This window comes from Kitasatospora sp. MBT63 (assembly GCF_000710465.2).
In the GTDB taxonomy this organism is placed as follows: Bacteria; Actinomycetota; Actinomycetes; order Streptomycetales; family Streptomycetaceae; genus Kitasatospora.
This window is the reverse complement of record NZ_JAIZ01000067.1, coordinates 1-11,794: the sequence shown is the minus strand read 5'-3', so window position 1 is coordinate 11,794 and position 11,794 is coordinate 1. Positions and strand designations below refer to the sequence as shown.

The 11,794-nt window shown below is 74.6% G+C and carries 11 protein-coding genes and 1 pseudogene; 4 read left to right on the top strand and 8 right to left on the bottom strand.

All coding sequences use genetic code 11. From position 1 onward, the window contains the following. Positions 1-21 precede the first annotated feature (21 nt). Positions 22-891, bottom strand: coding sequence for a MurR/RpiR family transcriptional regulator (locus tag AA75_RS04720; RefSeq protein WP_033818460.1), 870 nt, complete (start codon positions 889-891; stop codon positions 22-24). 207 nt (positions 892-1,098) lie between these two features. Between AA75_RS04720 and AA75_RS04715 the strand changes: the two genes are divergently transcribed. Beyond that, on the top strand, positions 1,099-1,494 hold the full coding sequence (locus AA75_RS04715; protein WP_033818479.1) for a hypothetical protein: 396 nt from the start codon (positions 1,099-1,101) through the stop codon (positions 1,492-1,494). 30 nt (positions 1,495-1,524) lie between these two features. Here the strand turns inward: AA75_RS04715 and hutH are convergent, their stop codons facing one another. After that, entirely contained in the window at positions 1,525-3,105 is a 1,581-nt protein-coding gene (gene hutH, locus AA75_RS04710; protein ID WP_051811854.1) for a histidine ammonia-lyase, read from the bottom strand. Between the two features lie 185 nt (positions 3,106-3,290). On the opposite strand from hutH, the gene fdhD reads away from it, so the two are divergent. Then, positions 3,291-4,109 carry a formate dehydrogenase accessory sulfurtransferase FdhD gene (gene fdhD, locus AA75_RS04705; RefSeq protein ID WP_033818459.1) on the top strand — a complete coding sequence of 273 codons (819 nt, stop codon included), beginning with the start codon at positions 3,291-3,293 and terminating at the stop codon, positions 4,107-4,109. A gap of 50 nt (positions 4,110-4,159) precedes the next feature. On the opposite strand, the gene AA75_RS49010 is transcribed toward fdhD, so the two are convergent. The 6 genes and pseudogenes from AA75_RS49010 to AA75_RS04675 all read right to left on the bottom strand — a co-directional run bounded on the left by AA75_RS49010 (position 4,160) and on the right by AA75_RS04675 (position 9,779). Next, the gene (locus AA75_RS49010; protein WP_033818458.1) at positions 4,160-4,513 is read right to left on the bottom strand and encodes a hypothetical protein; all 354 of its coding nucleotides are present in this window, start codon (positions 4,511-4,513) and stop codon (positions 4,160-4,162) included. Positions 4,514-4,652: 139 nt separating this feature from the next. Beyond that, positions 4,653-5,090: a MarR family winged helix-turn-helix transcriptional regulator gene (locus AA75_RS04695; RefSeq protein WP_033818457.1), complete on the bottom strand. Its 438-nt coding sequence runs from the start codon at positions 5,088-5,090 to the stop codon at positions 4,653-4,655. 2 nt (positions 5,091-5,092) lie between these two features. Next, a complete protein-coding gene (locus tag AA75_RS04690) occupies positions 5,093-5,572 on the bottom strand; it encodes a MarR family winged helix-turn-helix transcriptional regulator (protein WP_033818456.1) in 480 nt (159 codons plus the stop codon). A 791-nt stretch (positions 5,573-6,363) separates the two neighbouring features. Beyond that, positions 6,364-7,461 (bottom strand): annotated as a pseudogene (locus AA75_RS51635) (diguanylate cyclase); the annotation flags it as partial. Positions 7,462-7,642: 181 nt separating this feature from the next. Next, positions 7,643-8,716 carry an adenylate/guanylate cyclase domain-containing protein gene (locus AA75_RS04680; RefSeq protein WP_033818477.1) on the bottom strand — a complete coding sequence of 358 codons (1,074 nt, stop codon included), beginning with the start codon at positions 8,714-8,716 and terminating at the stop codon, positions 7,643-7,645. 202 nt (positions 8,717-8,918) lie between these two features. After that, positions 8,919-9,779 (bottom strand): biotin--[acetyl-CoA-carboxylase] ligase, encoded by an 861-nt coding sequence (locus tag AA75_RS04675; RefSeq protein WP_033818476.1) that lies wholly within the window; start codon positions 9,777-9,779, stop codon positions 8,919-8,921. Positions 9,780-10,078: 299 nt separating this feature from the next. Between AA75_RS04675 and AA75_RS04670 the strand changes: the two genes are divergently transcribed. Beyond that, on the top strand, positions 10,079-11,659 hold the full coding sequence (locus AA75_RS04670; protein WP_033818454.1) for an acyl-CoA carboxylase subunit beta: 1,581 nt from the start codon (positions 10,079-10,081) through the stop codon (positions 11,657-11,659). 24 nt (positions 11,660-11,683) lie between these two features. Then, positions 11,684-11,794, top strand: a 111-nt coding sequence (locus AA75_RS45170; protein ID WP_304441483.1) for an acyl-CoA carboxylase epsilon subunit, incomplete at its 3' end; no start/stop codon positions are given.

The window sequence follows — 11,794 nt, the reverse complement described above, 5'->3', positions numbered from 1 at the left end:
CCCGGCCACTCCAGGCCCCGGCTACTCCAAGAACAGGCCGCGGGCCGCGGCGGACTGCTCGATCGCCTCCAGCCGGGCCTCCGCGCCGGGCATCTCGTCGCACATGGTCTGCAGCAGCACCCGGCCGAGCATCATCGGCGCACAGGCGGTGTCGAAGACCAGGCCGGTGCCGACCGCGGCCGGGAGCATCAGGTCGGAGAGCTTGGCGACCGGGGCGAAGGCGCTGTCGGCGACGGTCAGCACGGTCAGCCCGCAGGCCCGGGCCACCGCCAGGGCGTCCATCAGTTCCCGCGGGTAGCGCGGCAGCGCGAAGCAGAGCAGCGCCGAGGCCCCGGCGAAGGCGGCCTGTTCGATCCGGTCGGCGAGCATCGAGCCGCCCTCGTCCAGCAGCCGGACGTCGGGGTGGACCTTGGCGGCGAAGTACGCGAAGCCGCGGGCCTGGGCGGAGGCCGCCCGCAGGCCGAGCACCGGCAGCGGCCGGGAGGCGGCGAGCAGCCGGGCGGCCCGGACGATCGGCTCGGGGTCGGCGAGCAGTGCGGCCAGGTGCCGCAGGTGCTCGATCTCGGCCAGGACGGCCTGCTGGTGTTCGTTGCGCACCGCGTCGGCGGGGGTCTCGGGGGCGGCCGGCTCGCCGCCGCCGAGTTCGCGCAGCTGCTTGCGCAGCGCCGGGTAGCCGTCGTAGCCGAGGGCGACCGCGAACCGGGTGACGGAGGGCTGGCTGACTCCGGCCAGCTCGGCGACCTCGACGCTGGACAGGAACGGCGCCTCGGTGGCGTGCCGGACCAGCGAGTGGGCGATCCGGCGCTGCGTCGGCGTCAGCCGGTGGCCCTCGAAGAGCTGCAGCAGGCGGGCGGACGGGCCCACGGCGCCGTTCTCCTCCGGGGCGGTCATCTGCGGTACCTCCGAGCTCGGGTTCGGCTGACGCCGCTGGCTGCGGCGGCTGGGACGACTGTGGCGCAGTCCCGCCAGGTGGGCAATGGTGTTTCGGGATCCGGGACGGGCCGATTCTCGGGGGTGACCCTGATTTCTCCCTGAAGATCCCCGAATTCCCGGTACCGCGGTGGCTGACCGCCCGTCCGGGCCGTCACCATGGCCCTCATGGACTCTCGCCAGGACGACCTGCGCCGCGACCTCGACGCCGCCGTGCAGACCCGCAAGGAACTGGGCAAGGAGTACGAGTCGGAGATCGTCGACTCCTTCCTCGCCCGGCTCGACGCCCGCCTCGACGCCCGGGTCGAGCAGCGGGCCGCCGAGCAGCTCGACGCCCGGGCCCCGGCCCGGGGCCGGGACCGCGGGCGCGGCGGCCGGTTCACGCTGGGCGGCGCCTCGCTGGTGCTGGGCATCCCGCTGACCGCCATCGCCACCGAGAACGCCGGGGTCACCGGTCTGATCGTCTGCTGGGCCGGGATCGTCGGGGTCAACCTCTCCGCCGCCCTCGGGGACCGCCGCCGGGAGCGCGAGCTGTCCCGCGGCACCCGGAGCGAGTGGGCCTGACGGCCGCCCGCCCCGGGCACCGGCGGCAGGTCAGGCCAGCGGACCGGTGACCCGCTCGACCGCCTCGACCAGGCCGCCGGAGGCGACCAGGGCGTGCGCGGCCTCCAGGTCCGGCGACAGGAAGCGGTCCCGGCCGGGACCCTGCACGCCGGCCTCGCGGGCCGCGGCGATGGCCGCGGCGGTGGCGGGCGCGATCGGGCCGCTGCCGCCGTCCGCGCGGATCTCCAGGGCGCGGGCCGAGGCGAGCAGCTCGACGGCGAGCACCCGGGCGAGGTTCTCCACCGCAAGGCGCAGCTTGCGCGCGGCCGACCAGCCCATCGAGACGTGGTCCTCCTGCATGGCGGAGGACGGGATCGAGTCCACCGAGGCCGGGACGGCGAGCCGCTTGTTCTCGCTGACCAGGGCGGCCTGGGTGTACTGGGCGATCATCAGACCGGAGTCCACGCCCGGGTCGTCGGCGAGGAACGCGGGCAGGCCGTGCGAGCGGGCCTTGTCGAGCAGCCGGTCGGTGCGGCGCTCGGAGATCGAGGCCAGGTCGGCGGTGGCGATGGCGAGGAAGTCCAGCACGTACGCGACCGGGGCGCCGTGGAAGTTGCCGTTGGACTCGACCCGGCCGTCGGGCAGCACCACCGGGTTGTCGACCGAGGCCGCCAGCTCGCGGGAGGCGACCAGCGCGGCGTGCGCGAGGGTGTCCCGGCCGGCGCCGGCCACCTGCGGGGCGCAGCGGATCGAGTAGGCGTCCTGGACCCGCGGGGCGTCGTCCTGGTGGTGGCCGGTCAGGCCGGAGCCGCTGAGCACGGCGAGCATGTTGGCGGCGCTGAGCGCCTGGCCCGGGTGCGGGCGGATGGAGGAGTGCAGCTCGGGGGCGAGCACCTTGTCGGTGCCGAGCAGCGCCTCCAGGCTCATCGCGGCGGTGATGTCGGCGGTGGTGAACAGCCGGGAGAGGTCGGCGATCGCCATCACCAGCATGCCGAGCATGCCGTCGGTGCCGTTGATGAGGGCCAGGCCCTCCTTCTCCAGCAGCTCGACCGGCTCGATGCCGGCCTCGGCGAGCAGCTCGCCGGCCGGGCGCTCGACGCCGTCGGGGCCGTACGCGACGCCCTCGCCCATCAGCACCAGCGCGCAGTGCGAGAGCGGCGCGAGGTCGCCGGAGCAGCCCAGCGAGCCGAACTCGCGGACCACGGGGGTGATGCCGGCGTTCAGGATGGCGGCCATCGTCTCCGCGACCAGCGGGCGCACCCCGGTACGGCCGGAGGCGAGGGTCTTCATCCGCAGGAACATCAGCGCGCGGACCACCTCGCGCTCGACGGCCGGGCCCATGCCGGCGGCGTGCGAGCGGACCAGCGAGCGCTGCAGCTGGGCGCGCAGCTCGGGGCTGATGTGGCGGACGGCGAGCGCGCCGAAACCGGTCGAGACGCCGTAGACCGGGCGCGGTTCGGCGGCGAGGGCCTCGATCGTGGCGCGGGCGGCGGCCATCTCGGCCTGCGCGTCCGGGCCGATCTCGACCCGGGCGTTGCCGCGCGCGACGGCGAGCACGTCCTCGGCGCTGACGTCGGCCTTGCCGACCTGGATCACGGGGGCATCGACGGCCACAGCACTGTGCATATCCATATGCACAATGACATCAGGTGAATGAGGATATGACAACCGCTGACGCGCAGCCGGTTCGCCGACCGGGGTGACCCGCGTCACCGCCGCGCTCCCGGCCCCACCGCCGGGCGGCGGCCCGCGGAGGATTTCCGTGCGGGCCCGGCGTGCCGCAAGCTGGGGCGAGGCAGCGAGCGGAGGCAGGATCGATGGCGCGGGCGACGGTACGGCGGCGGGTGGTACGGCTGCGCGGCTCGGAGAGATCCGCGCGGCCGGACGCGCTGGCGGCGGAGGAGCCGCTGGAGATCCGGCTGGGCGGCGAGCCGCTCACGGTGACCATGCGCACCCCCGGCCACGACTTCGACCTGGTCGCGGGCTTCCTGGTCGGCGAGGGCCTGGTGCACGGCGGCGAGCAGCTGGCGGCACTGCGCTACTGCGCCGGGACGGACGCGGACGGCGCCAACACCTACAACGTGGTCGACGCGACGCTGCGCGGCGCGGGCCGGCTGCCACTGTCCGCGCACCGCAACCTGCTCACCACCAGCGCCTGCGGCCTGTGCGGCCGGGACACCGTGGAGGCGGTCCGCACCCACAGCCACTGGCCGGTGGAGAAGGACCCGCTGACGGTGCCCGCGCAGCTGCTGTACGAGCTGCCGGACCGGCTGCGCGCGGCCCAGCGGACCTTCGAGTCGACCGGCGGCCTGCACGCCGCCGGGCTGTTCGACGCCGAGGGCGGGCTGCTGTGCGCGCGGGAGGACGTCGGCCGGCACAACGCGGTCGACAAGGTGATCGGCTGGGCGCTGCGCGAGGGGAGGCTGCCGCTGACCGGGCATCTGCTGCTGGTCAGCGGCCGGGCCTCGTTCGAACTGACCCAGAAGGCGGCGCTGGCGGGGATCCCGCTGCTGGCCGCCGTCTCGGCACCGTCCTCGCTGGCGGTGGACCTGGCCGAGGAACTCGGCCTGACCCTGGTCGGCTTCCTGCGCGGACAGGGCGGCAACGTCTACACCCGCGCGGACCGGATCGGCTAGGCCGGATCACCCGGGTCCGGACCGCGGGGGCGCGACCGCGCGGGGCCGGTTCAGGAGCGGCGGATCCGGCGGCGGATCAGCCAGACCACCACGCAGACCACCAGGATCACGAAGGCCACCGCGACCAGCAGGCCGATCAGGCCGCCCTTGCTCTTCTTCTTCTTGCTCTTGCTCTTGGTCTTCGAGCCGGCCAGCTCGGTCTGCGCCTGCGCCTGCGCTCCGGCCTGGCCGGACGCCCGGTCCTGCGACGACGACGGCGACTGCGCGCCGGCCGCCGCCGGTGCCTGCTGGGCGGCCGAGACCGCCGCGGTACGGGGCGCGGCCTGCGCCGCGCCGGCGGTCAGCGCGCTGCCGCCGACGGCGAGGGCCAGGGCGAGCAGCGCCCCTGCCAGACGTGTCCTCATCAGCCCGAACCTCATTTCCCGCCCGCCCCGGTGGCCTGCGACGGCCCACTGTGGCACGCCCGGCCCGGGCCGCGACAGGGGTCAGGGCCCGGCCGTACCCCAGCTGTGACGCTGGCCGTGACGCTGTAACAGCGTGCTGTCACCCCGCCAGTTCGGCGTCGGCGCGGGCGGTCAGGGCGGTCAGGACCCGGGCCGCGGCGGCCAGGTCCTCGGGCGGCAGGCCGCCGTACAGCCGGGCGGTGAGATCGGCGACGTCGGCGCGGATGCCGGCCTGGCGCCCGCGGCCCGCCGGGGTGAGTGCGACGCCGTCGGCCGCGTCGGGGGAAGGCGCCAGCAGACCGGCGTCGGTGAGCTCGGCGAGGACGGACAGCGCCGCCGCCCGGTCGGTCTTCAGGCCGGCGGTCAGCCGCGCCAGCACCTGCTCGCGGTCGGCGGTGCCGCCTTCGTCGGCCACGGCGTTCAGGGCCAGCGACTGCTGGAAGGTGGTGCCGCTGGGGGCCAGCAGGCGCTCCAGCAGGGCGCGGGTGGCGTAGTGCGCACGGCCGATGACCTGGCCGTTCAGGGTGGGCACGGACATGGTTACTCCTCGATCGGTGGATCGGGTGGTGCGTCGAGTGGTGCGTCGAGCAGCGTGGTCAGCTCGCCGACCAGCGCCGCGGTGCGGGCGCTGTCGCGGCCGCCGAGCGGTGCCAGCAGCCGGTCCAGCAGCCGGTGGACCTCGGTGATCGCCCGAGCGGCCGCCTCCCGGCCGGGCCCGGTCAGCGACAGCCGCACGGCGCGGCTGTCGTCCGGATCCGCGGCGCGCTCGATCAGCCCCGAGGACTCCAGGGCGCGGGCCAGCTTGGAGACGTACAGCGGTTCGAGCCCGGTGTGGTCGGCCAGCCGGCGCTGGCTGGGGCGCTCGCCGGAGCGCTCCATGCCGTACAGCGAGGACAGCAGCGAGTACTGCGCGTGCGTCAGCCCCAGCGGGGCGACGGTCCGGTCGACCGCCACCCGCCACTTCGTCGACAGCCGCCAGACCAGGAAGCCGGGGGTCGGACCCTCGAGTGTCTCACTCATGAGAGATACAGTAGATGGCTATTAAGTACATGGCTACTATCTGGCGGCGGCCCGAGGCGGGACGGCAGGACGGCCGGACGCCGGGCCGGTCAGGCCGGGGGCGGGGAGGCGGGGCCGGAGAGGGCGACCGCGACCAGGGCGCGCAGCGCCGAGGCGATCTGGCCGAGCGGCAGGGTGGAGTCGTCCGCGAACAGCTCGACCAGCCAGCCCCCCGCCGGGTTGGCGCCGCCGGCCGCGACCATCCCCCGGTAGCCGCTGACCACCAGCACCGCCTCCTCGGCCGGGTCGTTGCCCGCCGCGCCGACCCGCAGCGCGAACGAGCCGCCGCGCACCGCCTGCCGGGTGGTCGGGTAGTGCCCGAGGTCGAAGACGGCGTCCGGGGCCTCGATCTGGGCCCGCTGGGTCTGCGCCTTGTTGCCGCTCGGGCCGCTGGTCATCCGGTAGACGGCGTGCTGCGCGGTGCGCATCAGCTGGGAGCCGGGCGGCACGTACGAGATCCACCAGCCGACCGCGTTCAGCAGCCGGGCGGCGGTCTCGGCGACGGTGGTCAGCCGGGCCAGGGTGTCGGCGGGGTGACTGGTACGGCGGTTGCCGCCCTGGTCGAGAGCGGCGAGCACGGCGGCGAGCAGCTGGCCGGGGTCGGCGCTGTGCGCGGCGCCGCGGAAGCGGCGGCGGTCGTGGTTGCCGAACCGGGCGGACGGGCCGGTGCGCCGGCCGTCCGCGCGGTGGTGGGGGTCGGCGGCGTCGGCCAGCAGCACGGTGGGGTCGGGGGCGAGACCGGGACCGTGGCTGCGGCCGGCCACCACCGGGTGGGCGGCGCGGGCGGCCTTGGCGCGGTACTGGGCGGCGTCGGCGAGCCGGAACAGCCGGTCGGGGGTGGTCACCGGGCCGATCGAGTCGCCGGTGGAGGCGACCCCGCAGGCCACCCCCTCACCCTCGGTCAGCTCCAGCGCCCTGGTGCACAGATCCTCGGCGACGGCCACCACGTCGTCGGCCTTCTGCCCCTCGGCGAGCAGGCAGAACTCGTCGCCGCCGAGCCGGGCCGCCAGGCTGCCCGGCAGCCGGGCGGCGGACATCGACAGCTGCTGGGCGAACCGTTCCAGCAGCCGGTCGCCCATCTCGTGGCCGAGCTCGTCGTTGACCCGCTTGAGGCCGTTGACGTCGCAGACCACCAGGCTGACCACGGTGTTGTCCCGGTTGTGCGCCTTCAGCGCGCTCTCCAGCCGGGCGTCCACCGCGCGGCGGTTGGCGAGGCCGGTGAGGGCGTCGGTGAAGGCGAGCCGGCGCAGGTCCGCGACCCGCTCGGTCTGCGCCAGCCCGGCCGAGATCTGGGCCGCCAGCAGGGTGGCGTAGTCGGTGTCGGCCTCGGTGAACACCGGCAGTCCGACCGTCCGGGCCAGGTACAGCTCCCCCCAGGCCCGGCCGTGCAGCACGATCGGCGCGACCAGGCAGCAGGCCCGGCCCCGGCGGCGCAGTCCGGCGGCGCGCTGCTGGCAGAACGCGCCGACCCCGGCGCTCGCGTACGCGGTGTCCGGGGCCTCGTCCTCGGAGGTCTGCACCCAGGCGCGCGGCAACCGCCCGGTGGTCCAGTGCTCCTCCAGGTAGCTGACGATCTCCGGGAAGTCGGCGACCGGGTACGACTCGTCCGCGGGCAGTTCCTCCTCGCCGGCGGCCAGCTCGCCGTGGTTGACCAGCACCCGCAGCCGGCCCGACTCGCGGTCCCAGACCGAGACGGCGGCCATCGTGGCGGACAGTGCGTCGGTGGCCCGGACGGCGGCGGCCCGGACGGCCTCCAGCGGGGTCAGCGCGCCAGCCATGTCCTGCGCCAGTGCCACCACCGCCTGCAACCGGAGGTCGGTGGGGGCCGCGGCGCCGCAGCCATCGGTCATCGTCGCCTCACCACTCACGGATCGCCTCATCCCTCGCCGCGGACCCGTCCGGCCACACCCGGGCCGGGATCCTGGACCAAGACTATGGCGGCCGAGGGGCGCTATGCCCGATTTGTCAAGGTCGACGCGGGTACGGCGAGTACGGCGGGCAAGGCGGCGTACCGGCGGGGTGCGGCGCGGGTCAGCCGAGCCGGCCGGGCCGGGACAGCACCCACGGCTCGACCAGGCCGAGCCCGCGGACCGGGCGCCGCCACATCGGCTGCAGGTGGAAGCGGTGCTCACCGGCCGGCGCCTGCGCGGGGCCGTCGTCGGAGGACGGCGGGGCGGACGCCGCACCGGTCAGTTCCAGCGCGGCCGCCAGCTCGCCGTCGACCAGCACCGCGTCGCGGGGGGCGATCGAGGTGAGCCGGCTGGCCAGGTTGACGGTGGTGCCGAAGACGTCGCCCATCCGGGAGGTGACGGTGCCGAAGGCCATCCCGACCCGCAGCGCGGGCATGGTGTCCTCCTTGGCCAGCGTCTCGACCAGGCCGAGCGCGATCTCGGCGGCGGTGGCCGGGTCCTCGGAGACGTACAGGATCTCGTCTCCGAGGGTCTTGATGACGCGTCCGCCCTGACCGGCGATCAGGTCCGAGCAGGTGTTCTCGAAGGTCTCGACCAGCTCGCCGAGCTCCTCCTCCTCCAGCCGGCGCGACAGCCGGGTGAAGCCGACCAGGTCGGCGAAGCCCACGGCCAGCCGGCCGCTGGTGATCTCGGTGTCCTCGGCGGCCTGCACCACCCGGCCGGTGACGGCGGCCAGCTGCCGGCGCCAGACGTACACCAGGAACTGCTCCAGCTCCGGGAGCAGCAGTTCGACCAGCGGGTAGGCGACGTCGGCGCGGGTCATCCCGGGTTCGACGGCCTGGGTGAGGTTCTCCAGGAAGGTGTCCATCTGCCAGCCGGCCAGCCGGGCCGTGGTCTGGCCGGTGGAGCGGGCCACCTGGATCGCCATCGGCTCGCTCAGCAGCCCGGACTCGACCAGGCCGGCCAGCCGGCGCAGCGCGATCACGTCGTTGTCGGTGAGCGCCCGGGACTGCCCGATGTCGGGGAAGCCCATCGCCCGCCAGAAGCGGGTGGCCAGCTCCATCGGCACGTCGGCGGCGCGGGCCGCCTGGTACGGGGTGTACCGGCGGGGCGCGTCCAGGATCAGCCGCTCCAGGTCGAGTGCGACCGTCTGGTCGTCGTCGTCCCGCCCGTCGCCGCCGCTCTCGTCTGCCACCGATCCGTCCCCGTGCGGTCGCCGCACTTGCCTCATGTCCTGCCTGTCCCGTGGCGCACGACCCCCGCGCGGGTAGTGGCGCGCCTCACACCGCTGCCAGGTGGAATGTTCGCACGGAAATGCAGGACATGTCTCCTGAGCTGTGCGGGGGTGCCCCGGCGCGGGCCCGGACCGGGCCCGCGCCGGACGGCGGGAGCGCCGGTCAGGACGGTTCCGGGCGGACGTGCACCACGTCGCCGGCCGCCACCGGGTGGCGTTCGCCGCCGGCGGTGCGGACCACCAGGCGGCCGTCGGCGTCCACCGCGACCGCCTCGCCGTGCAGTTCGCGCCCGCCCGGCAGCTGGACCCGGACCGGGCGGCCCAGGCTGGTGCAGCGGGCGGTGTAGGCGGGCAGCAGGCCGCTGGCGTGCGGGTCACCGGCCGCCCGGGTCCACTCCCCGTACAGGTCGGCGAACTCGCGCAGCAGGGCGCGCAGCAGGGTCTGCCGGTCGGTGACGGCGGCGCCGGCCAGCGCCAGCGAGGTCGCGGCGGGCACCGGCAGTTCGTCGGCGCGCAGCGAGACGTTGATCCCGAGGCCGACCACCACGGCGCCGTCGGCGAGCTCGGTGAGGATGCCGCCGACCTTGCGCTCGGCGCCGTCCACGGTCACCAGCAGGTCGTTGGGCCACTTCAGGCCGGTCTCGACCTCGGCGACCCGCTCCAGCACCGAGGCGGCGGCCACCCCGGTCAGGATCGGCAGCCAGCCGTAGCGCTCGACGGGGACGCCGGCGGGGCGCAGCAGCAGCGACAGGAAGAGGCCGGAGCGGGCCGGGGCGCTCCACCGGCGGTCCAGGCGGCCGCGGCCGGCGGTCTGCTCCTCGGCGAGCAGGACGGCCCCCTCGGGTGCACCCTCCTTGGCCCGGGCGGCCAGGTCGGTGTTGGTCGACCCGGTGTCGGCGACGACGTCCAGGGCGGTCCACAGCGCGCCCGGCAGGACCAGGTCCCGGCGCAGCACGGTGGCGTCCAGCGGCGGCCGGTCGAGGTCGGTCCAGGGGGAGGGGCCGTCGTGGCCGAAGCCACGCAGACCGCTGCGGCGGGGAGGGGTGGGCTCGGTGGGCTCGGTCACCGAGCCAGCGTACCGACGGAGCGTCAGCCGGCCGGCCGCGACGCGAGCGGCTTCACCGTGACGGCCCCGGGCCTCCCGGCACCGGCCGTAAGCCGCCCCATCATCGCGCAGAACGCGCCCGGACACACTGTGTCGCCTGCCATAACCGGAACGGCCCGGCGCTGGCTACGCTACTAGGCGGTAGTTCGCAGCGCCGCCCTGCCCGGAATCCCACCCCTGCGTCAGGCCGCGGCCCATGGACCAGGGAGAGCCACCGGATGACCGAGGCCCCGTACGACCCGCACACCACCGCCGGAAAGCTGGCCGACCTGCGGCGCCGGCTCGACGAGGCGGTGCACTCAGGTTCCGCCGCCGCCGTCGAGAAGCAGCACGCCAAGGGCAAGCTGACGGCCCGTGAGCGGGTGACCGAGCTGCTCGACGAGGACTCCTTCGTGGAGTTCGACGAGTTCGCCCGGCACCGCTCGACCAATTTCGGGCAGGAGAAGACCCGCCCGTACGGCGACGGCGTGGTGACCGGTTACGGCACCGTCGACGGCCGCCAGGTGGCCGTGTTCGCCCAGGACTTCACGGTCTTCGGCGGTTCGCTCGGCGAGGTGTTCGGCGAGAAGATCGTCAAGGTGATGGACTTCGCGCTGAAGACCGGCTGCCCGATGATCGGCATCAACGACTCCGGCGGCGCCCGGATCCAGGAGGGCGTGGTCTCGCTCGGCCTGTACGGCGAGATCTTCCGCCGCAACGTGCACGCCTCCGGGGTGATCCCGCAGATCTCGCTGATCATGGGCCCCTGCGCGGGCGGCGCGGTCTACTCCCCCGCCGTCACCGACTTCGTGGTGATGGCCGACCAGACCTCGCACATGTTCATCACCGGCCCCGACGTGATCAAGACGGTCACCGGCGAGGACGTCGGCATGGAGGAGCTGGGCGGCGCCCGCACCCACAACACCAAGTCCGGCAACGCCCACTACCTGGCCGCGGACGAGAAGGAGGCGATCGAGTACGTCAAGAACCTGCTGTCGTACCTGCCCTCCAACAACCTCTCCGACCCGCCGGTCGTCCCCGAGCAGGCCGACCTCTCGCTCACCGACGAGGACCTGGCGCTCGACACCCTGGTTCCGGACTCGGCCAACCAGCCGTACGACATGCACACCGTGATCGAGCACATCCTCGACGACGGCGAGTTCCTGGAGGTCCAGGGGCTGTACGCGGGCAACATCCTGACCGGCTTCGGCCGGGTCGAGGGCCACCCGGTCGGCATCGTCGGCAACCAGCCGATGAACCTGGCCGGCTGCCTGGACATCGCGGCCAGCGAGAAGGCCGCCCGCTTCGTGCGCACCTGTGACGCCTTCAACATCCCGGTGCTGACCTTCGTCGACGTGCCCGGCTTCCTGCCCGGCACCGGCCAGGAGTGGGACGGCATCATCCGCCGCGGCGCCAAGCTGATCTACGCCTACGCCGAGGCCACCGTGCCGCTGATCACCGTGATCACCCGCAAGGCCTTCGGCGGCGCCTACGACGTGATGGGCTCCAAGCACCTGGGCGCCGACCTCAACCTGGCCTGGCCGACCGCGCAGATCGCGGTGATGGGCGCCCAGGGCGCGGTCAACATCCTGCACCGGCGCGAGATCGCCGCCGCCGAGGACGCCGAGGCCAAGCGGGCCGAGCTGCTGGCCTCGTACGAGGACACCCTGCTCAACCCGTACCTGGCCGCCGAGCGCGGCTACGTGGACGCGGTGATCGCGCCCAGCGAGACCCGCCGGCACATCGTCCGCGGCCTGCGGGCGCTGCGCGGCAAGCGCGAGACCCTGCCGCCCAAGAAGCACGGCAACATTCCGCTGTAGGCCCCGAAGGGAGAGGATGGATCCATGCCCCCGATCCAAGTGCTGCACGGGCAGCCGACCCCCGAGGAGCTGGCCACCGTCCTGGCGGTGGTCTCAGCCCGGGCCGCCGCCGCGCAGGCCGCCGCCGAGGCGGCC